Here is a 25,923-nt window from a genome sequence, read left to right as displayed (position 1 = left end):
GAAGGTTTCGTCAGCGTGTGCTCACTGATATGCGGCCTCAAAGTGCATGGCAAGTGCCAGGGTATTGCGCAGACGATCCGGTTAGGCATAGCCCCCAGTTTTCTTGCGCCCTTGTTCTTCGTGCTTCCAGGCGGCTTCCAGCCGAAGCGCACGCCAATGGGTGCGACGGGTGAGGACCTCACTGAACCATGCAAGTTTGATCAGTTGGTGCCCTGAATCGGGAGCGTCTCTGCCTGCACGCTGCCGCCTGCAGGGAGGGCGGCCAAGCCGGACGGCGGCGGGGGGATATCGATCTTCACGGTATCGCCTGGCTCGATCGGCGTGGTTTCCTCAGCCGTGAGCTCTTGCGAGCCGCTGTCCGTCATCCTCACGATCTTGAAGATCGGCTTGGCCCGTTCGCCGCGCTCTCTAAGGGCGAGCAGAGCAGGTGCCGTGACCTCGGTATCGTGCAGCAACTGCACCGCGGTGTTGGCCTTGCTGGTCACTTCGTTGAGCTGCAGCTGCGTCTCGCGCAAGGAAGCGGCGACTTCGCTGGCTTGGCTATTGGCGAGGTTGAGGATCTCGATGTCGGTCTTGCTTATCTCCTGCCTGACTCGCAAAAGCGAGGTCTCGGCAACCAACCTGTCGCTCTGCATCTGTGCGACCGTTCCCTGTAGAGAGAGTTCCCGCGGTGCAACCGCCAACCCCTTCTGGACAAGGGCCGAAACACCCGCGAGTTCCTTCTGGATGAGTTCGATCTGTTGGTCGTGGAAGGCCATCTGCTGGCCGAGCGAGGTCAGTTCCTTTTCGAGGAAATCCTTGAGTTCGCGGAGCGCACGGAGTTGCGTCGCCATGGCGTCCTTGCGGACAGCGAAGATCTTGCGCTCCTGCTCCATCGCAACCGCGACCGTCTCGTTCGAAGCTCTGTCCATCAGTTGCGCAGGGAAGGCGATGTCGTCGCTGCCAGCCAGTTCCGATTCCAGCCGCGCTTTGCGGGCGAGCAGACTGACGTTGCTCAGCGCCAGCAGACCCACGTCGCCCTGGCCCGCGATGACTTCACGCTCGAGCCTCGACATGTCCTCCTCGCGTGTTCGCAAGCCGCCGGCGATTCCCATCGCCTGCAAGACCGTCAGTCCGGGTCTGAAGGGAAACTCGCCGGGCTGCGTGACGTAGCCGACGATGTAGAACGGCCTGTACTGGACAATCTCGACGGCGACATCCGGCTGGCGGCCGAGTCCCATCTGCTGCATCAGGCGGTCGCCGATCGCACGGGCGAGGTCGCCGGGGGCGGTGCCTTGCGCTCGTATCTGGCCGACGAATGGAAGGAAGAGCGTGCCGTCGGCACCGACAACGAAGCTGTCGTTGAGAGCCGTCCATTCGAAGATCACGTCGCGTGATGCGCGCCATTCGTAAACCTTGAGCCTGACCTTGTCCTGGGGTCCGAGGAGATACTCGGCAGCCATCGTCGGCAAGGGGCAGGCAGCTGCTGCCGCCAATGAAGCCGCCGCCACCGTCAAGAGCCATTTCCGCATTGTCTTTCCCGCCGTCAGATTTTCAGGATGTATTCGGGTTCGATTCGTCCCATGGCGATGTGCAGGATCGCCAGCATGTTGCCCCTGAGCCTGCCCCTGCGATCGATATACGGCTCGGGCCGCAGGCTCTTTGCGAGGTTGGCTGCAATATTCCTGAACATCAGGGGAAGCGCGAAAGAGGCCGGAACGGAGCCCTTCCTGATCAGGTAGATCGCATTCGCAACCTGCGAATAGCCGAACCGCTTTCCGCTGACCCGGCCTGACTTGATGCCGAGATGGACGCCCGTGATTGCAGTGACGCAGACCACGCGACCTTTGGATCTCATTTGGCTGGTGAAGTCGATGTCTTCCTGCCAGCCGTACAGGACCAGGCGCTCGTCGAAGCGCAAATCTCCGACAAACGAGGACCGGAAGGACATGTTGCATCCGTACGCACCGACATGATCGACCACCGGTGGCCCATCATGTTTTTTGCCCCGGGCTTCCCGCAAGGCGGCTTCGGCATCTTCCCAGGTGAGGCCGGCATTCGTGGCCCCGTCCCTGACGACCATGCCCATCACCACCGCCCATCCGTCATTTTCCACGAAAGCTTTCTCGACCTGCGCCAGGTATTCGGTGGACGGAACGAAATCGTCGTCGAAGAATGTGATGATGTCGAAGCGCGCCAGGGAAGGTACGAGAGCCGTGTTCCGCTGGGCAGACGATCCCATCGGTCCGAAAACGAGCGACAAGGGGAAAGGACAATCTTCCGGCAGTTCGACATGCGTGGCGTCGGGCGCAGACACGATGACCTCGTCAGGAAGTCTCGTCTGGTCACCCAAATACCGAAGCAGGCGCGCGACCTGTCCGCGGCGGCCAAGGGTCGGGATTATCACTGCGAGTCTCATGCTCGATCCAGTTTCGGTTCCCGCCGAACCTAGACCGACGAGGGGACCGAAACAGCCTGCATAAAAGGTGACGGAAGCAGCTTGGCCTACCCCCGGACACAGGCTTTCGGAGTATCCCTGTAAACGACCCACAGCCATAAGTATTAGATAGGCATGCGTCCGGAACAGCCTGTAACCGATCGTACAACTTGCCGGGGCAACAAGATGGAATGGAGACTGCTGGCCTGACGAGGCTAGGGGGAACCATGCTCCACGAACGCTCTTCCGATTTGGCGGTCGCGGCCAAGGTCGATGTGCCCATCGAGGAGTTCCCGGCCGCACCGGGGCCTGCCGTCGACAGGTATGCGAAGATAGCGGTCGTTCATGACTGGTGTCCGAATTTCCGGGGAGGGGAACGGGTTCTGGCGCAAATCTGCAAGCAGTTCCCCAATGCCGAAGTCTTCACGCTTTTCGATTTCCTGCCGCCCGAGGTGAAGGAGCAATATTTCCACGACGTGGAATTCCATACCTCCGCGGCCAACCGGATCCCGATGGTCCAGAAATTCTATCGATCACTCTTCTTCTTTTGTCCCTTCCTGATCGAACAGTTCGACGTGACAGGCTACGATGCGGTGATCTCGTCTTCGGCCGCATTTTCGCGCGGCGTGATCACCAGGCCGGACCAGCCGCATCTATGCTATGTGCACAGCCCCGTCCGCTACGCCTGGGACGAGCAGTTTTCGTATCTTCAGCAAGGGCGGCTTGGCTTCGGGCCCAAGGGAATGCTCTATCGGTACATGCTGCATCGCCTGAGGACGTGGGACACGAGAACCGCGCACGGTCCGGACCTGATGCTGGCGAATTCGAACTATGTCCGCTCCCGAATCCAGCATATTTACGGGCGCGCGGCGCGCGTCGTTTTCCCGCCGGTCTCACTGGGGGAACTGCCCTGTGTGGAGGACAAGGACGATTACTACGTTTCGGCGTCCTTCCTCGCCCCTTACAAGCGCACCGACCTCGTCATCCGGGCCTTCAACGAGATGCCGTCGCGGCGACTGGTCATCGTTGGCGAAGGACAGCAATCAGCCAGCTTGCGGGCGCTTGCTGGTCCCAACATCACCTTCTCGGGTTACCTGCCCCGGAAAGACTATGTGGACACCCTGGCGCGGGCGAAGGCGATGGTCTTTGCGGGCTGCGAGGATTTCGGCATAGCGCTGGCCGAGGCGCAGGCCTGTGGGACGCCGTTGGTCGCCTTCGGCCGCGGCGGGGCCGTCGACATCGTACAGCGCCTGGGATCATCCCCCGAGCCGACAGGGGTCCTGTTCAAGGCTCAGACCGTCGAGCACCTCAAGGAGGCCGTCGAACGGTTCGAAGCGAACAGCCATGCCATCACACCCCGCGCTTGCGCCAGGAATGCCGGACGCTTTTCCGAGGAGAACTTCGACCGCGCGATCCTGGAATCACTCGGGGCCGTCCAGGCACTTCACGAGATCATGTGAATTCGCGAGCCCTGACGATCTTCGCTTCCGCATCGACGCCGTCCGCGGCCGCCATCGCCTTGAGATAACGCAAGGCCGTCGCCCTCCAGCTGTATGCCGAGGCTCTCGCCCTTCCCTTGCCTATCATCTGCAGTCGCAAGGCCTGGGAACCGCGAAGCTGCGCGAAACTGTCGAACCATGCGTTCGGGTCGTCGGGCGGTGCAAACAGCGCTGCGCCGCCGCAGACTTCAGGCAGGCTGGCGCGGTCGGAAACCACCACGGGGCAGCCGACGGCCATCGCCTCAAGGGCCGGGAGACCGAAGCCCTCGGTGAGCGAGGGGAAAGCCAGGCATAGCGAGTCCCTGAGCAGGGCCGCCAATTCGCCATCGGAAACGCGGCCGAGCCAGTGGATGTTTCGAGCTTCGGTCCTGGCCGTCCCTGACCTGAAGACGCGCGAATCCGACATGCCGACGATCGCTATTCTGAGGCCGGCCTCGCCAAGACGATCAGCCATGTTCAGGAGGAGATCCACATTCTTGTGGGGCGCGGCACTGCCGATCAGGACAACGGTTTCCCGCGAGGCCGCCAGCCGTGTCTGTGCCGAGTGTTCAGGCTTCCATCGCAAGGCATGCTCATGGCCGTTCGGCGCGACGAAAGCCCGTTCTGCCGGGATGACGCCGCGGCGAACCAGTTCATCCAGGGAGTAGTTGGAAACTGTAGAAATTCCGCACGCCGTCTTGCCGAGGCCGGGCAACAGGTTCCTGTAGAGAAGCTTGAAGGCAAGGGAGTAGCTCTGCGGGGCATTCCAGACATTTGCATCATGGATGCAGACGATATGCTTGCGGGAAAGCAGCGGCCCGGTGTTGCAGAGGCTGAGCAGTCCGCTGCCATCGAGGGATGAGGCGAGTTGCACCTGCTCCCAGACATGCCCGCTCGTGCGGCCGATCTCGCGACGTTCGATGAAAGCTAGCGGGATGTCCCCGGACCCGGGCGGACAGCGCAGACTGAGTTCCAGGCCGCGGGCGAGCGGCTCCTGTTCCGCGATCAAGGCGTCGAGAGAGTGGACGACCTCGCGCGCATAACGCTGGACACCTGTTGTCGGCTGGGAAAGAAAACGCCCATTGATGGTCCAACGCCGCGCCATGTCGTCCCCCTTTCGAACCATCAATGTGGAGCCGGAAAGACGCCAGGTCACCATGGCCATCGGGTCATCCGGCTAAGCGGCAATCATCCGGATAGGCGAGGTCGGACAGCGTGCCTACCTCAAACGTTTGAGGGCCTTGGTGCCCCCGGGGATGCTAGTCTGGCCCAAGGTGCGGGAAGGACCGGGGAAGGGGGACATGGGCAAACTCGAGTTCGACACGACGGAGTCGCCGCCACCAAGACGGGCCAGACGGGTGAATGGACACCGAGGCGATACACCCCTGGCCAGATCTGCTGCCGACGGCGCCGAATTCCTGATCGGGCATTCGGCTGCGGTGTGCGTGGACCCGGAAGCGCCGAGACGACGCTGGACGATAAACGGAGACTTCACGACGCTTCGGCCGACCGGAGTGGCCCGCTACGCCCGCGAGGTCACCTTGGCTCTCGACGCCCTCATTTCGGAAGGGCATCCCCTCGGTCGCGATCTGGAAATCGATCTCGTGGTGCCGCGCCCGCTTTCCGAACCTCTCCGCCTCGATGCCATCTCCGTGCGTGTTGTTCCCGAATTCAACAGGCCGCGACTTCCCCAATTCTGGGTGCAGGCGCAGTTGCCCTGGCATGTGCCCGGAGGATTGCTGAGTTTCTGCAACCTTGCTCCGGTCGTGCTGAGGCGCCAGATCGCGTGCATCCACGACATGCACACCAGGCTCATGCCGTCGAGCTACGCGCGGGGGTTCCGGTGGGCGCACCGCCTGATCCTGCCGGCACTCGGCAGGCGGGCCGCCCGCATCACCACGGTCTCGCAACTCTCGCGCAGCCATCTGGTCGATTTCGGGATCGCGCCACAGCAAAACATCGTCGTCACCTACAACGGCAGCGACCATGCGAAGAGATGGGATGCCGCGAGATCGTCTCTGGTCGTCGACCGGGGCAGGCCGTATGTCCTTTGCCTTGGCAGGCGGGACCAGGAATACAAGAACATGGGGCTTCTCGCCAGGCTGGCCCCACTCCTCGACGGGATGGGTCTCGACCTCTGGATGCCAGGCGATGTCGACGAGACCACGGTCCTGAGGTACGTCCCGGAAATGCCCGGAAACATCGTCCTCCCTGGCCGCATAGGGGATGACGACTTCAAGAAGGCGCTCGAAGGCGCCCTGTGCTTCCTGTTCCCGTCACGGATCGAGGGCTTCGGGCTGCCCGCTGTCGAGGCGATGGCTTCGGGCTGCCCGGTCGTGGCCTCGACCTCGCCGTGTCTTCCCGAAATCTGCGGGGATTCGGCCCTCTATGCCGATCCCGACGACGTCCAGTCATGGGCCGAAGCCATCCGCCTGCTGATGCTTTCCCCGGACTTGCGGCAACGGCTGGTCACCAAGGGGCACGCGAGGGCGAGCAGTTATTCCTGGCGGTGGATAGCGTGGAAATACCTCGAACTGATGGTTCAGGTCGACGCCGATTTCGGGGAGTACGGCAGTTGACCGGCAGCCAGTACAAGGATTGATCTCCAGGAGAGCACGATGAACGAGCGGCCCGACCCGCACGACCTACGCGCCGCGAGCAGACAGGCATCCGCCAGCTTGCTTCTTTTCGACAACTCCCTGTCGATCCTGAACAGGACTGGCGCCTACCACATTGCCAAGGACCTCACCGGGGAATTTGTCCCGGGCCAGGCCAGGGTCCGCTACTGGCGGCTCGGTTCCTTCGCGCCCGAGGGTCTTGTCCGCAAGATAGTCGCCCGGCTGATGATGCTGGAAATCAACTGGCTCCGCGACAGCGAGTTTCTCCTGATCCGTGACGGCGTCGAAGAGCGTGGCTTCCGGCTGTTTCTGGATCCGCTCTACGTCCTGAGGTCACGCCTGACCGAGAATGATATCGTCCTGTGCCACGATGTCGGTCCGCTGACGCACAAAGACCTCTACGGCGAACGGACTTGCGCCAACTACCACCTCGCTTACGAGAAGATCCGGCGCATCAAGCCGGGGGTCGTCTTCGTCAGCAATTTCTCTGCACAGCAATTCAAGTCTCTTTTTGGCTCCGGTTTCCGGTTCCTGACGACAATCCCGCTGTATCTGCGCACCGAACTGTTTGACGGCCCGGCGGAAGCAATCTCCGGCTTGAGCAGTCGGTATTTTCTTACCGTGGGCGCGTTCGAAACCCGCAAGAACCAGATCGCCGCCCTGAAGGCGTATCGGGACGGTGGATTCCATCGTGAGGGAATAGAATACGTCTTGTGTGGGTCGCGTGGCGATGGTCATGCAGAGACCGCGGAACTGGCGGGATCCATCGCCGGAGTAAGGCTCATGGGCTACGTGCCCGATGCACAGCTGCGCTGGCTCTATGCGAACGCCGAGGCATTCGTGCTGCCGAGCCTTCTCGAGGGTTTCGGGATGCCTGCATTGGAGGCCGCTTACATGGGATTGCTGCCTATAGTGTCCGCGGACAGTGCGCTCGTGGAGGCGGTGGGAGGCCAATGCTTGCAGGTGCCGCCGAACGATCCCGCGGCGATCACAGACGCGATGCGAAAAGCACTTTCCCGAAGCCCTGCGGAGAAAGCGGAAACAAGCCGCTCGCTGCGCAACACGGCGTCAGCTGCAACCAAGGATCGGTTTCTCCAGCAATGGAGGGATTTGCTGACCGCAGACGCAGCCAGACGTGCAGGTTTGCGCAAACTGTAGGCAACAAAGCCCATTGGCTGAAATGCCCGGCTAGGCCGTGACCTTGCACTCGCTCGCAGTGAGCTGACGGATTTGTGGCGATGGTATCCCGCAGCGGTCAGGTCAACGGGCTTTTCGGCGCAGATCAGCCTCATAAGGTGCGCCGCCGGACAAGGCTTCAATTGCCGAACGCCCGGCCACCCGCAGGCGCTGACACACCCAAAAAGAGGTGTTCTTCAGCCCATAGGTTGAGGCGAAGAAACGGACAGGTGGTTCTATAGTGCACTGCACTCACTCACTCACTTGAAAGCTACGGGTTCTTATGCAGTCCCAAAAAACGCAAACTGAAACCGTGCTTGAGCCTCAGCTCCGATCGCATCGATGGATCAATGGCTACGACCACGCGCATGCTGTGCCAAGCACCAAGCGAATTCGGATTGGCCTGTTAGGGCAGTTTGGCGTCGGCAACTTCGGCAATGACGGCTCACTCGAGGCAATGATCGACACGCTCAGGCGGATTTGCCCCGAGGCCGAACTTTCCGTGATTTGCACATGGCCCGAATCCGTCGAGAAAGCCTTCGGCGTGGAGACCATCAGATTGACGCGGCCGGCCATCAAGTCGCGTTGGCTCGACTTGGCGAACCGCATGCTCGGTCGAGTGCCCTACAAAATGTGGGGACCGGTCCGCGCCTTCCGCAAACTTCGTGGCTTTGATGCTGTCATACTGCCCGGAACTGGCGCTTTCGATGATTTTGGCGACACTCCGTTTGGAATGCCCTACGTTTTCCTCAAGTGGTTCCTGATGGCGCGGCTAAGGGGCTGTGTCGTCGCATTTGCGAGCATCGGCGCCGGGCCTGCTTACCACCCCCTCAGTCGCGTGTTCTTCGCCTGGACTGCCCGCTGCGCGTCATATCGTTCGTTTCGCGATAGGATTTCACGCGAATTCGTCGGAAGCCTCGGGGTTGATGTTGCGAACGACCGGGTTTTTCCCGATCTTGCTTTCGGACTACCAATCCTGAACGTCGAGCGTGAGGTCTCCGAGACCACTGTTGTTGGCGTGGGCGTGATGAACTACCGCGGTCGCACGGGTGGAGATGACTCGATCTATGAGACGTACCTTGCCAAGCTCGCGGAGTTTGTCGCACGCACTGTGACACGAGGCTTCGACATTCGACTTATCCTGGGCCAGGACAATGACGAGGTTGCGGTGGTCGATCTCATCGAGCGACTCCGCGGCCGGCTGTCCGACGCTGATTTGGCCCGGGTGGTTTTCAGTCGGTCTGCATCGCTGCACGACGTCATGGCGCAAATGCAGACGACTGACGTCGTGGTCGCCACCCGATTTCACAATGTTGTTTGCGCCTTGCGGGTCGGGCTCCCTGTCATATCTCTCGGATACCTCGAAAAGCACGACGCACTTGCTGCCGACACCGGTCTATCGGCCTTTTGCACCAGCGTCGAAACCTTCAGCGTCGAATGGCTGGAGTCGCGGCTGGACGCACTCCTTGCCGAGCGGGAATTGCGAGCGCAGGAAGTTCGCGAAACGGTTTCGCGATACCGGCAACAACTTTTGGACCAGGAGGTTCTTCTTCGAACACAAGTTTTCGCCCATGCGGTGTCTCGTCCGATCTTGTCGTGAAGCCGAGAGCGGCGGGCATGGACGACGCAAGAATCCATGAAAGCGACACCGAAGGTCGGATCGCCGTCTTGGTGAAACAGATGAGCAGATGCTCCCACGTTCAACAAATTCGTGAAGGTTGATCAATGCCACTAATCGACGTTGTGATTCCAAATTACTGCTACGGGCGCTACTTGCCTCAGTCCGTCCAGAGCATCGTGCGCCAGCAAGTAGAAGACATCAGGATTCTGATCGTTGACAATGCGTCAACCGACGACAGTGTCGATGTTGCAAATGAACTGGCAAGCCATGACAGGCGGATAACGGTTATCGCACGCGAAAAAAATCTCGGGTTGCACGCATCCTGCAATGAGGGCATCGATTGGGCCGTCTCGAAGTATTTTGTGATACTTTGTGCCGACGATCTGCTCGTCGAGGGTTGCTTTAAACGTGCCCTGTCGGTTCTTGAGCGGGAACCCGATGTTTCCTTTGCGTGTGGAGGCGAACTGGTTTGGCATGAGGACCGGCCCTTCCCGGCCGTGGAGAATTCAGACGCACATGACTGGCGATTTCTGTCCATGGAATCGTTCGCCCTGGAACGGTCGCTTCCCAGCAAAGTGTTGTTTGGAGGCGGCGCAGCGGTGATGAGAACCGTCGACCTCAAACGGGTTGGCCATTTCAGGCCGGAGATATCGTTCAGCGAGGACTTGGAAATGTTCCTGCGGCTGTCACTGGGCCGCAGAGCGGCGCTGACAAAGGCGATTCACGGAATACGGCGCGTGCACGGCGCGAATCTATCCGCCATATTCTGGCAGGACTTCAAGCGGGACATGATCGAGAAGAAACTCACCTTCGACAGTTTTTTCTCGCACGAGGCAGCCTCCGTGCCCGGGGTGGAACGGTTGCGCAGGGGTGTTTACCGAAACCTCGGAAAGCGCGCCTACTGGTCCGGCCTTTCACACATAGCGCGCGGTGAGCGAGCAGCCGGTCTTGATCTGCTTAGATTTGCGGCTCAGCTCTCGCCAAGCTTGGCCTACATTCCGCCTGTAGACTACCTGGCCCATATGCCCAATCCGCTAGGCCACATCCGCACGCGCCTGGCGGAGGCCTGGAGCCGGCATTGAGAAACGATGTGACCGGCCATGTGGCTGCCATCACGCTGGTTCAGCCTCGGATCGGATGCCGTCCGCGTAGAGGATAACGCATGACCGAAAAGCGCATCGGGGTCGTTTACCTGACCGACGGCAAGCGTGATGACCTCACCTATGCCAGCGCGGTGGCGTTGGGATTAAATCATGCACGGGGGATAGACATCCATATCGTGCAATCGGGGTTCAGCTCGGCCCCCCCGCCGACGGTGCTCAGGATCCTCCAGGCGAAGGGTCATCGGCTGGCGACCCACAGCCTTCCGACGGTCGACCGGGGTTTACCCGGTCATGGCCACATAACATCGACTGCCTATGAAAAAACCGCAGCGATCGCCGCCGTCTCGGGCGATCACGATGTCGTCTGTTACCTCGACAATGATACACTGGCCGTGCGGCCTCTTGATCTGGCAGCTGCCGCCCCGACGACGCGACCTCTCGCGGCCGTGCCCGACCTTTCCATCTGCACAGGTCTCGACAACCGCGCATTCTTTGAGAACTGCGACAAGCATGGCCTCGAACGGCGTTACTTCAATTCCGGCTTTATGGCCATCGATGTGTCTCGATGGATTGGGTCGGGAATTCCCGAACGGTTCTCGTCCGCTCTAAAGTCGCACGCGTACTTCTGTCCCTATTGGGACGGCTCATGCACCCATATCGACCAATGCGCCTTCAACATCGCGGCCCAAGGGGCATGGGAGACGCTTCCCGTGGAATTCAACGTGCAGAAGTCGGCATTCCAGACAAGCTATTGGGATCGGGCGTTGATCCGCCACTATACGGGGCCGGAGAAGTTCCTGCCGGCGGTGGCACATCGCATCGACAGCCAGGAACGGTCTGTACTCGGCCGTATATCTTGCAACTGCGGGGAACTCGGTCTGAATATTCCTCCTGCGTATCTGGGGTTAACCTACAAGGTCAACAGATTGCGCAGGAGAGCGTATCGGATCAGAATTTCGAGGCTCATTGGACAGCTTCCGGGCCCCTCCGTCTGAGCAGTCCTCCCGTCGACTTGCCGCGAGTTGGTGGCGCGGGATCTCGGATAAGTTTCGGTATCAACCTACCGAAACCCGTGCCCGCCGGAGTCCCGGGAAAATCTTGATGATCTCATCAAGCAGGGGATGCCGGGTGATGATCAATCCAGCCGACCATCCCCCGAACGCCAACAGTCCCGCCGCAATGGCTTCCATATTGGAGAGCTCGAAGCCGGAACCGGAAATCCCCACTGCTGCGAGGGGAGGGACAGCGCTCGCGAAGGCAACGACAGCACTTTTGCCAAGCGCTGCGGCGATCTCCATGCGTCCAAGTCCCAGGCTGCGCCGGACGAAGCTCAGGGCAATATATGCCTGGAAAGGAACAGTCACTAGCATGCACCAGGCGGCTGCCTGCAATCCGCCGAAGACAATGGCTGCGGCGAGGAGAATGCCCGAAATTGGGAAGGCGATCAGCGCGCGGATGTACAAGTCGCGGATCGCCCCCATCGCAACCATTACGGGGTAATTGAGTTCGAAACTGAAGGAGAACAGCAACGCGATTGCGACGATTTGCACCAGCGGCGCGACCTCGGTCCACTGGTGACCAAGCACGATGTTCACGGTCGGGTACGCCAAAACCGACAGCACGAGGAGCGCCGGCCAGTGGAGCGCGGTGATGAGGGAAAGGGCGGATAGATAGGGACGTTTCAAATCCCTGCCTTGCCTGACCTCGGCCGAGAAGGCGGGCAGCACGACCGCCATGGCGCCTCCGATAACCAACTTGTCGGGTATCTGGCCGATCCAGAGAGTCCTGCTGAACAAAGCTGCAGCATTCGGCGATATGAAGCGGCCGAGCAGGAGTAGGGGCAGCGCGTCAAAGATGCGGAAAAGAATGGCGATGGCGCCGTTGTATCCGCCGAACAAAACCATTCCTCGCCAGTTGGCGAGGGACGGTTTGAACATCCAGAAGTGGGGCCATAGGACGAAGGCGAGGCCTGCAGCAAGACCGCTGCCGATCAACCACGCCCAGACGAAACTCATGTAGCTGAAGCCCGCCAGTGCCAGGATGATCGTCGCCGCGGAGTTCGTCACCGCTGCCACTATGTCGATGGCCGCAACCTTGCCGAAGGACATTTCCCTCCGCAGCAACGCGGTTATCAGGGTTAAGGAGGTGTCGAGAAAAAGACAGGCCGCGACAACCCTGAAGTAGGGGATGAGGGTCGGCTCGCTGTAGAACGAGGCCAGAAGAGGGGAAACGACGACGAGAACGACGGCGATGACCCCGGTGAGGATGAACATTACCGTAGAGGCGCCGCGGATATCTTCACGGCTGAGTTCCTCGCGCTGGATGAGGAAGCTCGCACTGGAGAACTCCCTTAGGGACAGGGCCATCGCCATGATGGCCATGGCGATCACCGACACCCCGATCTCCTTGGGCGTCAATATCCGGGAAATCAAAGCTGCTGTGGCAAAATTCGTCACGAGCAGCACGTAGCGTTCGCCCACGCTCATCAGCAATGCGCGTTTTACCGAAAGCATGCGTGTACCTTCCCGACCGAGGCGACCCGCCGCCTGCGTCCCGACGGATAGTCGGACAAACCCAGTCGAAAGTCATGGCGTCCAATAGGCGAGGAATACAGCCGCCTAAAGCGGTAGCGCAAACCCAAGTGCTCCGTCTGCGCCTGGGCTGGCTCGCCGGCGGCTGAAGTCGTCGGGGCGGTCGGTTGGCGGAATATTTGCCGAACGAGCAAGCAGGGATCATTCGTCGGACGTAGGAGGGCCACGTCGGAGGGATGCCTTGTATTAAGGCCGGTTAGACGTAGGGTCAGTGACCCCTCTTTGCCCCCTCTTTCTCACAGGACCGGATGGGATGGACCAGCAGGATCGCGAACTGTATGGACTGCAGATACTCCGTGCGATCGCAGCCTCGGGCGTCGTCATTCGCCACACCCTCGACATGTCCGATGGATCGGAAGCTGGGCGGTTCAGCCCGGTTTGGATGGCGACTTTCGGTGCGGCAGGCGTAGATCTTTTCTTCGTAATCAGCGGTTTCATCATGGTGTATGTGAGCTTTCCGCCTGGTCGAGCTGCGGATACACCTGGGCGTTTCATGATCAAACGGGCAAGAAGAATATTTCCGCTGTATTGGATCTGCAGCGCTGGGATACTGGCAATATCGTTGGTTGGGTTTTTGAAGCACAAAAACATAGGCGAGTTTTCAATTTTTAATTCTATATTTTTGCTTCCAGGAGACAAGTTAATATTTGTCGCATGGACGCTTTCATATGAGATGTATTTTTATGTCGCATTCGCGGTATGTCTCATTTTTGGGAAACTTATTCAAACGTCAATCTCGACAGTTTTACTTATGATCTGCGGAATTGTGTTAGGGCGTTGGATTCAGGATTCGAGTTTTTCTGAATTTATCTCTAGCCCTATCGTGCTTGAGTTTTGCTTCGGTATTGCCATAGCGCTATTGTTTATCTCAAGAAGTAAATGGGAGTATCCGCCGGCACTCGGCGCGCTCGGGTTTTTCTTGATAATTGTTTCTCCAGTCTTCGTTAGCCATCCCGGCGATACAGCCATATTGCGAGTCATCGCATGGGGCCTTCCAGCAACTTTGATAGTGGGGGCCTTCCTCAAGACCAAGAAACCGCGATCGAAGGCCGGCCGGGGAGTGATCCTGCTTGGGGATGCATCTTATGCCATCTACCTAACCCACATCTTTGTCATGCTGGGGTATGGTTGGCTAATCAAGGCGACATTCGTTGGGGGAGTATCACAGGTTTCCTTCGCTCCTATGATCATATGCTTGTGCCTTATTGTCGGTGTTCTGACGCATCTCTTTGTGGAAAAGCCAATTCTGGAACTGCTGCGGAAGGCCACAATCCTTCAGCGGAGGCCGCCGCCGCTGGAGGCTGGCAGTCTGCCAAGGTAATCCAACCGGCGGCTGTCCATTGACGACGCGGACCTAAGGAGCAGTCTCCGAAAGGGGTAGTGCAGGTACCCTGTTCACCCGTATGAGCAAATTGCTTCCCCCGATCACATGCCGGACAATCCGGGCTGAATTTGAAATCGGGCAGCGGAGGCTGTTGCCATGTCCTTTCGTTTCGCAACCGCTGCGGCCTGCCTGCTGGTGACCGTTGCGCCTGCTTCCGCAGATGTCCTCTGGGGCGTCAACGGCCATCCGATAACGGCCTATCCGGGCATCCCGGTTGAGTTGCAGCTCGACTTCGTCAAGAATCTCGGCCTGAAATCATACAGGGTCAACATAACCAGCGAAGACAACGCAGATATGCTTGCCGCCCTTGTCGACGCCGGAAAGGCGAGAGGGATCGAGATCCTGCCTTTGATCACCCCCGCCGGCATCGACCTGGACAAGGATAGCCCGGACGAGCTCTACGGCAAGACCCGGAAACTGGCGATCGCCCTTGGCACCAGGTTCAAGGGCGATATCCGCGTTTGGGAACTTGGCAACGAGATGGAGAACTACGCCATCATCAAGCCTTGCGAGAAACGCGACGACGGCTCGCAATATCCATGTGAATGGGGACCTGCAGGAGGAACCGGAGCGCTCGATTACTACGGCCCGCGCTGGGTTAAGGTGAGCGCCGTCCTCAAAGGTCTGTCCGACGGCATGACAGAGGTCGATCCGAGCATCAGGAAGGCGATTGGCACCGCCGGATGGGGTCACACCGGCGCGTTCGCGCGGATGAAGCAGGACGGGATCGCGTGGGACATCTCGGTCTGGCACATGTATGGCGAGGACCCGGAATGGGCTTTCCGCGAAATCTCGGCATACGGCAAGCCGATCTGGGTCACCGAATTCAACAGTGCCAATGGAAGTCAGCGCGGCGAGCGGCAGCAGGCCGATGGTATCAAGCAGACAATGACGCGGCTTCGCGAGCTCAACGAGAAGTACAAGGTCGAGGCCGCGCAAATCTACGAACTGTTCGATGAGACCTACTGGGCCCCCGGCTTCGAAGCCAATATGGGGCTGGTGAGGCTCACCGCTGCATCCGAGGGCAAATGGAGGGTCGGCGAACCGAAGCCCGCCTACAAGACGGTGCGTGACTTCACCCGCGGCCCGCAGCCGCTGCCCAAGCCGCATCGGGAGTGCGACCCAGAGGCGACGGCCGCGAACAAGTCCGTATATGTAAGGCAGGCGAGCCTCGCCTACTGCCTCGTGCTTGGGCATGAGGGCGACACCCAAAGCGTGGATCAGTGGTCGGCTGCTCTTGAAAGCGGGGACAGGACGATCGGTGGAATGGCCGTGGAACTCATGCGCTCGGACGAGTTCCAGACCAGCTATGCTACGATCGGCCTTACGGACCGCGCCTACATCGGTTTCCTTTACATGCTGTTTCTCAACCGTCCCGCTGACGATTACGGGATAGAAACCTATTCCCGGCAGCTGCGCGCGGGGACCATGACGCGAGAGGACCTGGCCTTCGGCATCATCGATTCATCGGAATTCAGATCCCAACACGCTGCCACCCGCGACGTGTCCGCAGCGCCGCCCCCCGGGTGAGCAAGAGGAGCGTCAAGGCAGTGCGCCTCCAATCTGTTCTGATGGCCGGCGCCCTTTTGGCAGCTATGGCGACCGGAAGCTTGGCCTGTGAGCGTTCTGGCGGGACAAAGTTCCCTTTGCGGATCGAATCCGGAAAGAACTACCCGGTCGACAGGGAAGGTCATCCGTTCTTCATGCACGGAGACTCGCCCTGGTCGCTGATCGGCGACCTGACGGACGAGGACGCCTACCTCTACCTTGAGGACCGCAAGGCTCGCGGGTTCAACACCGTTCTGGTCAACCTCATCGAGCACCGATTTTCCCGCAACGCGCCTGCAGACGCGTATGGCGACAGGCCATTCGCCGACAACCAGGATTTCGTTGTTCCCAACGAAGCATATTTCGCCCATGCCGATCGCATCCTGCAGAGGGCTTGCGATCTTGGTTTCCTGGTGCTGCTCGCCCCGGCATATCTCGGATATGGCGGTGGCGGTGACGGTTGGTATCAGGAAATGGCGGCTGCAGGGGCAGGGGAGCTTGCGGCCTATGGCCATTTTGTTGGACGTCGCTACCGACGCTTCGACAACATCATGTGGGTCAACGGCGGCGACTACAATCCTGCGGACAAAGATCTGGTCAGGGCTCTCGCCAAAGGCATCATGGACGAGGACCCCGATGCTCTCAGCACTTTCCACGGCCATTCCGATACGGCGCCGCTCGATTTCTGGGGCCCGGAAACCTGGCTGAAGGTGAACAACGTCTTTACCTATGGCCCGGTCTATACGACAGCGATCAGGGAGTACGATCTCGCCAGGGGTATGCCTTTCTTCCTGATCGAGACTGCCTACGAATTCGAATACGATGCCGACGAGTACCGGATCCGCGTCCAGGCTTACCAGGCGATCCTCTCGGGCGCATTCGGGCATCTCTATGGCAACAACCCGATCTGGCATTTCGACGGGCCCGGCCTCCATCAGCAGACCATGGAGTGGAAGGAGGCCCTCGACAGTCCCGGCGCAAAGAGCATGGAGGTGCTTATAGCCTTCATCTCGTCGATAAAATGGTGGCTGCTGGAACCCGACAGCAAGAACAGATTTCTTGTCGATGGCATGGGCAAGGACATGGGGAGGGCGGTCGCCGCGATGGCCAAGGACGGCTCCTACGCCGTCGTCTACATGCCCAGCAACGAGGCCGTCACCGTCGACCTCGCGCAGCTTTCGGAGACTATCGTCCACGCCCGCTGGCGCGATCCCACCAGCGGGGAATTGACGGATGTCGAAGGTTCCCCTTTCAAGGCGGAGCGCACAACTTTCAAGCCGCCAGAGCTCAACAGCCGCGGCTACCCGGACTGGATTCTGGAACTCACGCCTTAGGTCCTATGGAGCAAGGCCAACGCCATGCACAAGCTGCGCGCAGTCAGCGAAGGCCAGGTGTGCGCCCAAGACAGCAAGGCGAGGCAGCGGCGTTCGCCAACTGGGGTGTGGATCCGGCTCACGCCGATCGCCGAAAGGATTAGCCGCGCACCACCCGAAAGAGGTAGCGGGCGGCGAGGCTTCGTCCAACGGGCCATCCTGATCGCCTATTGGCGTTCTCCCTCACTGTTTTCAGCCCAAGTAGCCTCTGCGCGATCATATCCGTTGGGGAAAGGTGTGCGATGAAAGTCATGGTAACGGGCCATCAAGGCTATATCGGCTCGGTGATGGTGCCTATGCTGCTCCGCGCGGGGCATTCGGTGACGGGTTACGACAGCGATCTCTACCGGCGCTGCACCTTTGCTTCGGGCGGAGAGCAGGCTTCCGTTCCCTCCATCCAAAAGGACGTCAGGGACGTGCAAGCGCGCGACCTCGAGGGTTTCGATGCCGTCATCCACCTGGCGGCTCTTTCCAACGACCCGCTGTCCGACCTCGATCCGGATATCACCTATGAGATCAACCACAAGGGCAGCGTTCGTTTCGCGAAGGCGGCCAAGGAGGCCGGCGTGTCGCGCTTCCTCTTCGCCTCGTCGTGCAGCAATTACGGCCAGGCGGGCGAGGGGATGGTCGATGAAACGGGCGAGCTGAACCCGGTCACGCCCTACGGCTGGTCCAAGGTGCTTTCGGAGCGGGATATCTCGGAATTGGCCGACAGCAGCTTCTCTCCGACCTATTTCCGGCCGGCCACCGCCTACGGCTTGTCACCCCGGCTCCGCTTCGACATCGTGCTGAACAATCTGGTCGCCTGGGCCGTCACCAAAGGTGTGATCCTCCTGAAGTCGGACGGGACACCGTGGCGGCCGATCGTCCACATCGAGGACATTTCCAGGGCGTTCATCGCCGGACTGGAAGCGCCGCGCGAGGTCGTCCATAACGAGGCCTTCAATGTGGGACAGACGGACCACAATTACAGGATCCGCGACATAGCCGAGATTGTCGCCAAAGTCGTGCCGGGCTGCCGGCTTGAATTCGCGTCGGATGCTGGACCCGATAAGCGGTCCTACCGCGTCGACTTCGGCAAGATCGCGCGCTCCCTTCCTGCCTTCAAGCCGCAGTGGGATGCGCGCAAGGGCGCCGAGCAGCTTTACAAGGCCTACGGCAAGTCCAATGTCACTCTCGAGGAATTCGAAGGACCGCGCTTCCAACGTATCGGCCACATCCGGTATCTTCTGGCCAACCGGCTTCTGGATGACCGGATGCGGGTCACCGAACCTTCGCGAATGCTGGAGGCCGCGGCGGGTTAACTGGAATGGAACACATAACCCCGGAGGGACTCGGCCCGCCGCCGTCTTCCATCGACCTCGGCCAGGAAATCTATGACTTAGCCGAACGTCTCTTTCCGATTTGCAGGAGCATCACCGGGGACGGTGTGCGGCAGACGCTGGATATCCTGTCGGGGCACGTCGGCCTGGACCGGCATGAGGTGCCCACCGGCACGCAGGTGTTCGACTGGACTGTTCCAAAGGAATGGAACGTCCGCTCGGCCAGCATCATTGGCCCGGACGGGCAAACGGTCGTGGATTTTGCCGACTCCAACCTGCACGTCGTCAATTACAGCGTACCCTTCAAAGGGATCCTGCCGCTCGACGAGTTGATGTCGCATATTCACACGCTGCCCGACCAGCCGGGAGTGATCCCCTACCGCACCAGCTACTACGCCCCGACATGGGGCTTCTGCGTCGCCTACGACCGTGTCGCCAAAATGCCCGACGGTCTCTACCGGGTGGAGATCGATGCCGAACTCAAGGACGGCAGCCTCACTTACGGCGAATACCTGCATCGCGGGCAGACCGAGCGGGAATTCCTTCTTTCGGCGCACATCTGCCATCCCTCATTGGCCAACGACAACTGTTCGGGCCTGGCCCTGCTGGCAATCCTTGCGAAAAGCATGAAGGCAAGAAAAACACGATACAGCTACCGCTTCCTGTTCGCTCCAGGCACGATCGGGTCGATCGCGTGGCTGTCTCGCAACGAGGGCCGGACACATCTCATCGACCACGGTCTGGTGCTGTCATGCGTGGGGGACGCGGGACGTCCTGCATACAAACGCAGCCGTCGTGGCGATGCCGTCATCGATCGCGCCATGGCTCACGTGCTGGGACGTGAAGCCGGGGCAAAGTTGATGGATTTCTCCCCCTACGGCTATGACGAGAGGCAATATTGTTCGCCGGGCTTCAATCTTCCGGTCGGCATGTTCCAGCGGAGCGTCCACGGCACCTTCCCCGAATACCACACCTCGGCTGACAATCTCGACTTCATCAAGCCGGAGTACCTGGAGGATTCCTTCCGTATCCTGACGGACGTGATCGACATCGTCGAAGGGGACTGGACGCCGTTGAACCTCTGTTCCAAGGGCGAACCACAACTCGGCAGGCGCGGCCTCTACGCCGCCCTGGGCGGGCAGGCGTCTTCGGGAGCAACCTCGATGTCTCTGCTTTGGGTGCTCAATCTCGCCGACGGCCAGCATTCGCTTCTCGCGATGGCGGAGCGCTCGGGTCTGCCGTTCAGGGAACTGGCCGCCGCCGCGAGACTGCTGTCGGATCACGGTCTGCTGGCCGCGGCTTCATAGGGCTCCAGCGGCCGTTCTTTGCTTGAGCAACGGCCACGCCTTATCCCTTTCCGACATCGCCGTCGGCATCAACGGCCAGGCTATCGAAAAGGCAGGGTCGTTGTAGCGCACGCCCGTCGACGCATGGGGCGTATAGAATTGCGATATGAGATACGAGACCTCGGCATCGTCCGTAAGGGTCTGCAGCCCGTGAGCGAAGCCGGCAGGGATGTAGACCTGCCTCATGTTCTGGGGCGTCAGCTCGAAGCCCAGCCAATTGTACCGTGTCGGCGAGTTCGGGCGCAGATCCACCACGACATCGAAAATCGCGCCGCGGACACAGGAGACGAGCTTCACCTCGGCGTACGGGTCGTCCTGGAAATGCAGCCCCCGCAGTGTTCCTTTTTTGACCGAATGTGCGCGGCTGTGTTGGACAAAGCGCGTCGCCAGCCCGCAATCAGCCATCTCCTTTTCACAGAATGTGCGGGTGAAGGAACCGCGATCGTCAACCACCGGTGTCGGCTCGATCAGCCAGACACCCTTCAGCTCCGTTTCGGTAAACCGCATGTCTGCCTAAATCCCTAGTAGCCGGGCTCAGTTAGCCGGGCTAGCACCGCGGTCGGATTGTCGGCACCGCCTGCCTGGGCTGGAAGAGCTACCTAAGCCTTAGGTGGCTTCTCCGATCGCGGTATGCCGGGCCGACCGCATTACCCCGTTCGGAGGTCCTTGCGCAGTCATTGCCCCCGCGGTTTCCCTATAAGGATTAAGGCACCCAACGGATTGGCAAATCGAACTCGCGGGGCGCCCCGTCCTAACCTGCGTTGAAAAGATGCACTCCCTGCGGAGCGCGGCGGGCACAGGTTCATTGTCAGGCCACCGCGTCTCCGTTTTTTCAAACCAGGGCGACAGAGGGGTACGGAATGAATATTCAGGCTGTCGAAATTGCTCGCGACCAGAACACGGCACGCCGCAATGTCAGCTGCAGGCTGTGCGGATCGCGCCTGCGCCACAGTCTGGTCGACCTGGGCATGTCGCCACCTTGCGAGAGCTTCCTGCAGGCCGACCAGCTTGACCAGATGGAACTGTATTATCCACTCAATGTCCTGGTCTGTGAGCGCTGCTACCTGGTGCAGCTCAAGGAGTATGTGAGCCCCGAGACCATTTTCAACGAATATGCCTACTTCTCTTCCTTCTCGACAAGTTGGGTGGCCCACTCGAAAGCTTATTGCGAAGCGATCACGAAGCGACTTGGGCTTGGCGCCGACAGCTTCGCGGTAGAACTCGCAAGCAATGACGGCTACCTGCTGCAGCACTTCCTGCCGCTCGGCGTTCCCGTGCTTGGCATCGAGCCCGCGGCCAACGTTGCGCGCGCGGCGGTCGAGAAGGGCGTGCCCACCCGGGTCGACTTCTTCGGGGTGCGGCTGGCACTTCAGATGGTGGCCGAGGGACTCCGCGCCGATCTGATCATCGGCAACAACGTCCTGGCGCAGGTGCCCGATCTCAACGACTTCGTCGCGGGAATAAAAATCCTGCTCAAACCGGAGGGCGTGGTCACTCTCGAGTTCCCGCACATCGAGCGGCTGATGATGGAGAACCAGTTCGACACCATCTATCACGAGCATTTTTCATATTTCTCACTGCTGACGATCGACCTGATGGCGGCCCGCCACGGGCTGCGGTTGATCGACGTCGAGGAACTGCCCACCCATGGCGGATCGTTGCGTGTTTATCTCGCCAACGAGGGCAGCAGCCGGCCCACTGATGACAGTGTCGCCGAACTCCTCGAGCGCGAAAAAAGACATGGGCTTACGGAAATGACGACCTACGCCTCTTTCGGCTACAAGGCGCAGCGCGCGAAGCGCGATCTCCTGGCGTTCCTGGTTTCGGTCAAAAACGAGGGCAAGACGATTTGCGGTTACGGCGCGCCTGGCAAGGGCAACACGCTGCTCAACTACTGCGCCATCGGCACCGATTTCCTCGACTTCACGGTGGACCGCAATCCTTACAAGCACGGCCGCTTCACGCCGGGCATGCACATCCCGATCAAGCCCATCGACGCGATCGACGAGGCCAAGCCAGACTACATCCTGATCCTTCCCTGGAACCTGAAGGACGAGATCATTCAGCAGATGCACCACGTCGCCGCCTGGGGCGCGAAATTCGTCGTGCCAATTCCTTTTGTGACAGTGATCGATCTATCGGAGTTACGGAGATGAAAGTCGTCCTTTTCTGCGGCGGCCGCGGGACCCGGATCCGCGACTATTCCGAAAGCATACCAAAGCCGATGATTCCGCTCGGCCACCAGCCGATCCTGCGCCACGTCATGCAGTGGTACAGCGATTACGGGCATGACGAATTCGTGCTGTGCCTGGGCTACAAGGCCAACGTCATCAAGGATTTTTTCCTGAACACCCGGCCACAGACCTTTTCCGATTGCGTGGTTACGCACGGTGGCCAGGATGTGAAGCTGCTGGGCGACACGGTCAAGGACTGGAGCATCACCCTGCTCGATACGGGCATCTGGCGCAACATCGGAGAACGCCTCTGGGCTGCGAAGGATCACGTCAAGAACGAGAAGATGTTTCTGGCCAACTACTCCGATGGCCTGACCAATGTAGACCTCGACGATGTGATCGCGAAGTTCGAGGCCAGCGGCAAGATCGCCTGCTTCCTCGCCGTGCGCGCGCCGCTGACATACCATTTGGCCGACATCGCTGAAGACGGTCGCGTGCGCGAGTTCCGCACGACGGAGACGTCCGAGATCTGGATCAATGGCGGCTACTTCGTGTTCCGTCCCGAAATCTTCGACTACATGCGTGACGGCGAGGAACTCGTTATCGAACCTTTCAAGCGATTGATCGATGACAACATGCTGATGGCGTACAAGCACGACGGGTTCTGGCGTTCGATGGACACGCTGCGTGATTGGCAATCGCTCGAAGACATGGTCGAAAAGGGGGACATGCCCTGGAATAGGAGGGTCACCGCAGAGAAAATCAGGCGCAGCATGGTGATGGCCGCATCATGAGGGGACTTGGCCTCGCACGTCGCGGGGAGAAACTCTCGATCCTCTGCCTTGGTGCCCATTCCGACGACATAGAGATCGGTGCGGGAGGTACGATCCTCGGGCTGATCGCGTCGGGGGTCGAACTGGATGTCGATTGGTGCGTGCTGAGCGCCGGCGGCCAGCGGTCTGCCGAAGCCAGGGCTTCGGCCGAGGCCTTTCTCCAGGGATCGCACTCGTCCACAGTCCACGTCGCCGATTTCGAAGACAGCTACTTTCCGACCCATAGTCGATCCATCAAGCAGTGGCTGGTGGATCTAAGATCGCGGGTTCATCCCGACGTGGTGTTGACCCACGCCAGGTTCGACGCCCATCAGGACCACCGGGAGGTCAACCAACTGACCTGGAACGTCTTCCGCGACCACCTGGTGCTCGAATACGAGATTCCGAAATGGGACGGTGATCTTTGCCAACCCAATGCCTACGTGCCGCTTACGGCCGACGTGCTCGAACGCAAGATCGAACTCCTTCACGAGCACTTCGGGACGCAGCGCTCCAAGGACTGGTTCGACCGCGAAACATTCGCCGGCCTTGCCAGGTTGCGCGGGATGGAATGTCGGGCACCCGAGCATTTCGCCGAGGCGTTCACGCTTCGAAAGGTCAAGATTTTTTAGCGGCTTTTCACATATATTTTCGCCGAGAAGAGAATGGTGGATGACCGAATGAAACGGGTGAAAAGGGGGTTGAACTGACCGGACGATCTGTTACTTAAATCGCTACCACTGGGTTAAAAATACAACAGAAGCTGGCCATCGGTCCTATGGCTTACCTTCTGTCTTTTTCTGCCTTCCATTTTGAAATTGAAGGGATTTTTATCAAAATGGGCAATGCAATCATTGCGCCGGGATACTCTTTCAGCGAAGCTCGCATCGGAACGGTCGAGGGCGGAGAATCCGGGGTTCTGGTGTGGAAATCCGACCAACTGGTCGCCGTCCTTACCCAGATCGACGAGGAAGCCTACTGCACGAAAGGCAAGTGGTTCCTCGAGACAGGCTTCGGCCTGCTGAGCGGGCTGCACAAGAACTTCGATACGATCGAGGAAGCCGTTAAATGGGTGGGGGTATACACCTTCCCCGAGCCTGTTCCTGCAGTAGATTGATCGGCGGATTCCGCGGCAGCAAGGCGCCTGTGCAAGCCAGCGATGGCTTTGGCCCGTGTCCTTTACCGACCTCGCCTTAAGGGCCTTGACAGCCCGCACTTTGCTGCTTCCGCAACGGAAGTGAGATCGTGTCCCATCCCCTCATGCGGAAACAATGCGGGATTGCCGCATAAGGGTCCTTGGAGAGAACGAGGAAGCAACGCCTTCGTGGCGTCAAGATGTTACCGCGAGACGGGCTTCAGATTGCGCCATGGTCGCATTGTTCGCGGCTGGAGGGTTCTCTGGAGTCGTCATTTCAGCTCGGCCGTCACCATTGTTAAAACGGCGGAAGACAACCTGCGTGGGCCGGCCTACCAAGAGACGGCTCGTTCCCGATTCCAGGGCCTGCGCATAGACCGCCAGGGCGCCGTCGACGGCCTCTATCGTCTTCATGACGGCCGCGTCGTCGTGGGTGTAGCTGACGACGAGAGACGGCATGAGCACGCCACGCCTGATCGTCTCCTGCAGGAACAGCGAGCGGTATGCCTGTGACGGCTTGCCGTTGGGGTCGAGCGTGGCATAGGCCAGGCAGCAGGGACGGCCGACAACCTTGAAGTGGCCATCCACCCCATGCCGCCTGGCAGCCTCTGCGATCCCGGCCCTCAGTTTCGTCCCCTGACGGTGCAGGTGTTCGATCACGGACTCGTTCTGGTAAGTCCGCATGGTCGCGATCGCCGCCGCAAGCGCATGGGTCTCGGCGCCATGCGTGGTCGACAGCAGAAACACCCTTGGGCGGTCCGTATGCTCGAGGCCGCCGAGCCGCATGTATTCGCGTTTGCCGGCCAGGGCCGAGACCGAAAACCCATTGCCAAGCGCCTTGCCGAATGTCGACAAGTCCGGCTCTATGCCATAGAGCTTCTGCGCCCCGGACGCATGCCATCTGAACCCGGTGATCATCTCGTCGAGAATGAGCAGTGCGCCCTTTTCCCTGCAGAGACGCTGGACTTCATGCAGGAATCCGTCCACCGGATCGTCGCCGCGGGAAGGCTCGAGGATCAGGGCGGCCAGCTTGCCGGGGTGCCTGTCGAACAAATCCCTTACGCTGGCAATGTCGTTGTACCGGAAAGTGACGGTGAGCTTTCGGACCGCCTCCGGAATTCCGGCATTCATCGGTGTGGTCCCGATGAACCAATCGTCTGTCGAAAAGAAGGGATGGTCGGCGCAGCATGCAACGAGATCGCGACCCGTGTAGGCGCGGGCAAGGCGAACGGCCCCCGAAGTCGCATCCGATCCGTCCTTGCAGAACTTCACCATCTGCGCGCCGATGAGCTCCAGGAACGTCTCGGCGCAGTCGACCTCGATCCTGGCCGGCCGCGTGAAATTGGATCCACCTTGGAGGGCTGTCTCCACGGCTCTGACCACGGTCGGGTAGGCGTGTCCCAGCCCGACGGAACGGTTGCCCATGCCGTATTCGATGTACTCGTTCCCGTCGACGTCCCAGACATGGCATCCCAAACCACGCTCGATGAAGCCCGGCGCGAGGACGGGATACTGATCTTCGCCTTTTGCGTAGGTGTGGCTACCGCCCGGGATCAGTTCACGACCGCGTTCCTGCAGGCGGACGGATTTGCGAAAACGAAGGCTTTGCTCAGACATGCCGACCACTCCATTCCGGCAGCAAGTCTACATGCTGGGCTCAGGATTTCGCGTTCTCCATAAGGTCAGCGGTTAGCACTTATGGTGGATACACAGGCGCGCACCGACTGATACCGAACAAATGGAACAGTTTTTCAGGGTGCTACGGAACCAGATCATCGCTAGGGATCCAGGCGTTTCGGAGCACTCCGCAAATGTCCACCTGCGGC

General features: G+C 60.0%; 21 protein-coding genes. 15 read left to right on the top strand and 6 right to left on the bottom strand.

The features are described 5' to 3' along the window. Positions 1-200: 200 nt before the first annotated feature. Complete coding sequence (locus tag AC1D08_RS07635) at positions 201-1,511, bottom strand: polysaccharide biosynthesis/export family protein (protein WP_095080625.1); 1,311 nt, start codon at positions 1,509-1,511, stop codon at positions 201-203. 14 nt (positions 1,512-1,525) lie between these two features. Continuing rightward, on the bottom strand, positions 1,526-2,398 hold the full coding sequence (locus AC1D08_RS07630; protein ID WP_477414128.1) for a glycosyltransferase family 2 protein: 873 nt from the start codon (positions 2,396-2,398) through the stop codon (positions 1,526-1,528). Positions 2,399-2,643: 245 nt separating this feature from the next. Between AC1D08_RS07630 and AC1D08_RS07625 the strand changes: the two genes are divergently transcribed. Then, a complete protein-coding gene (locus tag AC1D08_RS07625; RefSeq protein WP_457153831.1) occupies positions 2,644-3,876 on the top strand; it encodes a glycosyltransferase in 1,233 nt (410 codons plus the stop codon). Here the strand turns inward: AC1D08_RS07625 and AC1D08_RS07620 are convergent. Beyond that, a complete protein-coding gene (locus tag AC1D08_RS07620) occupies positions 3,869-5,059 on the bottom strand; it encodes a glycosyltransferase family 4 protein (protein ID WP_457153832.1) in 1,191 nt (396 codons plus the stop codon). The genes AC1D08_RS07625 and AC1D08_RS07620 overlap by 8 nt on opposite strands. A 136-nt stretch (positions 5,060-5,195) precedes the next feature. On the opposite strand from AC1D08_RS07620, the gene AC1D08_RS07615 reads away from it, so the two are divergent. From AC1D08_RS07615 to AC1D08_RS07595, 5 genes are all read left to right on the top strand, one after another. Then, positions 5,196-6,473 (top strand): glycosyltransferase family 4 protein, encoded by a 1,278-nt coding sequence (locus AC1D08_RS07615; protein WP_457153833.1) that lies wholly within the window; start codon positions 5,196-5,198, stop codon positions 6,471-6,473. A gap of 39 nt (positions 6,474-6,512) precedes the next feature. Continuing rightward, entirely contained in the window at positions 6,513-7,670 is a 1,158-nt protein-coding gene (locus tag AC1D08_RS07610; protein WP_477422880.1) for a glycosyltransferase, read from the top strand. A 301-nt stretch (positions 7,671-7,971) separates the two neighbouring features. Continuing rightward, entirely contained in the window at positions 7,972-9,288 is a 1,317-nt protein-coding gene (locus AC1D08_RS07605) for a polysaccharide pyruvyl transferase family protein (protein ID WP_477422878.1), read from the top strand. Between the two features lie 125 nt (positions 9,289-9,413). After that, on the top strand, positions 9,414-10,391 hold the full coding sequence (locus AC1D08_RS07600) for a glycosyltransferase family 2 protein (RefSeq protein WP_477422876.1): 978 nt from the start codon (positions 9,414-9,416) through the stop codon (positions 10,389-10,391). Between the two features lie 80 nt (positions 10,392-10,471). Continuing rightward, complete coding sequence (locus tag AC1D08_RS07595) at positions 10,472-11,407, top strand: glycosyltransferase family 8 protein (RefSeq protein WP_095080638.1); 936 nt, start codon at positions 10,472-10,474, stop codon at positions 11,405-11,407. 60 nt (positions 11,408-11,467) lie between these two features. On the opposite strand, the gene AC1D08_RS07590 is transcribed toward AC1D08_RS07595, so the two are convergent. Further along, a complete protein-coding gene (locus AC1D08_RS07590) occupies positions 11,468-12,925 on the bottom strand; it encodes an oligosaccharide flippase family protein (protein ID WP_477422874.1) in 1,458 nt (485 codons plus the stop codon). 331 nt (positions 12,926-13,256) lie between these two features. Between AC1D08_RS07590 and AC1D08_RS07585 the strand changes: the two genes are divergently transcribed. The 5 genes from AC1D08_RS07585 to AC1D08_RS07565 all read left to right on the top strand — a co-directional run bounded on the left by AC1D08_RS07585 (position 13,257) and on the right by AC1D08_RS07565 (position 19,937). Continuing rightward, positions 13,257-14,324: an acyltransferase family protein gene (locus AC1D08_RS07585; RefSeq protein WP_477422872.1), complete on the top strand. Its 1,068-nt coding sequence runs from the start codon at positions 13,257-13,259 to the stop codon at positions 14,322-14,324. Between the two features lie 198 nt (positions 14,325-14,522). Continuing rightward, entirely contained in the window at positions 14,523-15,917 is a 1,395-nt protein-coding gene (locus tag AC1D08_RS07580) for a DUF4214 domain-containing protein (protein ID WP_477422870.1), read from the top strand. Positions 15,918-16,033: 116 nt separating this feature from the next. Continuing rightward, entirely contained in the window at positions 16,034-17,269 is a 1,236-nt protein-coding gene (locus tag AC1D08_RS07575) for a glycoside hydrolase family 140 protein (RefSeq protein ID WP_457154229.1), read from the top strand. Between the two features lie 281 nt (positions 17,270-17,550). Continuing rightward, entirely contained in the window at positions 17,551-18,612 is a 1,062-nt protein-coding gene (locus AC1D08_RS07570; RefSeq protein WP_477301060.1) for an NAD-dependent epimerase/dehydratase family protein, read from the top strand. A 5-nt stretch (positions 18,613-18,617) separates the two neighbouring features. Beyond that, the gene (locus tag AC1D08_RS07565; RefSeq protein WP_457154257.1) at positions 18,618-19,937 is read left to right on the top strand and encodes a DUF4910 domain-containing protein; all 1,320 of its coding nucleotides are present in this window, start codon (positions 18,618-18,620) and stop codon (positions 19,935-19,937) included. On the opposite strand, the gene rfbC is transcribed toward AC1D08_RS07565, so the two are convergent. Then, the gene (gene rfbC, locus AC1D08_RS07560; protein WP_477301056.1) at positions 19,932-20,483 is read right to left on the bottom strand and encodes a dTDP-4-dehydrorhamnose 3,5-epimerase; all 552 of its coding nucleotides are present in this window, start codon (positions 20,481-20,483) and stop codon (positions 19,932-19,934) included. The two genes, AC1D08_RS07565 and rfbC, sit on opposite strands and share 6 nt — an antisense overlap. Positions 20,484-20,836: 353 nt before the next feature. Between rfbC and AC1D08_RS07555 the strand changes: the two genes are divergently transcribed. From AC1D08_RS07555 to AC1D08_RS07540, 4 genes are all read left to right on the top strand, one after another. Beyond that, positions 20,837-22,132 (top strand): class I SAM-dependent methyltransferase, encoded by a 1,296-nt coding sequence (locus AC1D08_RS07555; RefSeq protein WP_095080654.1) that lies wholly within the window; start codon positions 20,837-20,839, stop codon positions 22,130-22,132. Next, a complete protein-coding gene (locus AC1D08_RS07550) occupies positions 22,129-22,944 on the top strand; it encodes a sugar phosphate nucleotidyltransferase (protein ID WP_095080663.1) in 816 nt (271 codons plus the stop codon). The genes AC1D08_RS07555 and AC1D08_RS07550 overlap by 4 nt, the downstream gene beginning before the upstream one ends. Next, positions 22,941-23,594 carry a PIG-L deacetylase family protein gene (locus AC1D08_RS07545; protein ID WP_095080666.1) on the top strand — a complete coding sequence of 218 codons (654 nt, stop codon included), beginning with the start codon at positions 22,941-22,943 and terminating at the stop codon, positions 23,592-23,594. The genes AC1D08_RS07550 and AC1D08_RS07545 overlap by 4 nt, the downstream gene beginning before the upstream one ends. Positions 23,595-23,740: 146 nt before the next feature. Beyond that, on the top strand, positions 23,741-24,079 hold the full coding sequence (locus tag AC1D08_RS07540) for a hypothetical protein (RefSeq protein WP_245330958.1): 339 nt from the start codon (positions 23,741-23,743) through the stop codon (positions 24,077-24,079). A gap of 213 nt (positions 24,080-24,292) precedes the next feature. Here AC1D08_RS07540 and AC1D08_RS07535 read toward each other — a convergent pair whose 3' ends face one another. After that, positions 24,293-25,714, bottom strand: a complete 1,422-nt coding sequence (locus AC1D08_RS07535) for a glutamate-1-semialdehyde 2,1-aminomutase (protein WP_477422868.1) — start codon at positions 25,712-25,714, stop codon at positions 24,293-24,295. Between the last annotated feature and the right edge of the window lie 209 nt (positions 25,715-25,923).

This window comes from Mesorhizobium sp. P2_E6, assembly GCF_056403835.1.
This window is presented reverse-complemented; position numbering and strand designations above follow the sequence as displayed.

Coding starts and splice junctions, on each gene's coding strand:
- AC1D08_RS07635 (WP_095080625.1), bottom strand. CDS start 1,511: ATGCGGAAATGGCTCTTGACGGTGGCGGCGGCTTCATTGGCGGCAGCA.
- AC1D08_RS07630 (WP_477414128.1), bottom strand. CDS start 2,398: ATGAGACTCGCAGTGATAATCCCGACCCTTGGCCGCCGCGGACAGGTC.
- AC1D08_RS07625 (WP_457153831.1), top strand. CDS start 2,644: ATGCTCCACGAACGCTCTTCCGATTTGGCGGTCGCGGCCAAGGTCGAT.
- AC1D08_RS07620 (WP_457153832.1), bottom strand. CDS start 5,059: ATGGCCATGGTGACCTGGCGTCTTTCCGGCTCCACATTGATGGTTCGA.
- AC1D08_RS07615 (WP_457153833.1), top strand. CDS start 5,196: ATGGGCAAACTCGAGTTCGACACGACGGAGTCGCCGCCACCAAGACGG.
- AC1D08_RS07610 (WP_477422880.1), top strand. CDS start 6,513: ATGAACGAGCGGCCCGACCCGCACGACCTACGCGCCGCGAGCAGACAG.
- AC1D08_RS07605 (WP_477422878.1), top strand. CDS start 7,972: ATGCAGTCCCAAAAAACGCAAACTGAAACCGTGCTTGAGCCTCAGCTC.
- AC1D08_RS07600 (WP_477422876.1), top strand. CDS start 9,414: ATGCCACTAATCGACGTTGTGATTCCAAATTACTGCTACGGGCGCTAC.
- AC1D08_RS07595 (WP_095080638.1), top strand. CDS start 10,472: ATGACCGAAAAGCGCATCGGGGTCGTTTACCTGACCGACGGCAAGCGT.
- AC1D08_RS07590 (WP_477422874.1), bottom strand. CDS start 12,925: ATGCTTTCGGTAAAACGCGCATTGCTGATGAGCGTGGGCGAACGCTAC.
- AC1D08_RS07585 (WP_477422872.1), top strand. CDS start 13,257: ATGGACCAGCAGGATCGCGAACTGTATGGACTGCAGATACTCCGTGCG.
- AC1D08_RS07570 (WP_477301060.1), top strand. CDS start 17,551: ATGAAAGTCATGGTAACGGGCCATCAAGGCTATATCGGCTCGGTGATG.
- AC1D08_RS07565 (WP_457154257.1), top strand. CDS start 18,618: ATGGAACACATAACCCCGGAGGGACTCGGCCCGCCGCCGTCTTCCATC.
- rfbC (WP_477301056.1), bottom strand. CDS start 20,483: ATGCGGTTTACCGAAACGGAGCTGAAGGGTGTCTGGCTGATCGAGCCG.
- AC1D08_RS07555 (WP_095080654.1), top strand. CDS start 20,837: ATGAATATTCAGGCTGTCGAAATTGCTCGCGACCAGAACACGGCACGC.
- AC1D08_RS07550 (WP_095080663.1), top strand. CDS start 22,129: ATGAAAGTCGTCCTTTTCTGCGGCGGCCGCGGGACCCGGATCCGCGAC.
- AC1D08_RS07545 (WP_095080666.1), top strand. CDS start 22,941: ATGAGGGGACTTGGCCTCGCACGTCGCGGGGAGAAACTCTCGATCCTC.
- AC1D08_RS07540 (WP_245330958.1), top strand. CDS start 23,741: ATGGCTTACCTTCTGTCTTTTTCTGCCTTCCATTTTGAAATTGAAGGG.
- AC1D08_RS07535 (WP_477422868.1), bottom strand. CDS start 25,714: ATGTCTGAGCAAAGCCTTCGTTTTCGCAAATCCGTCCGCCTGCAGGAA.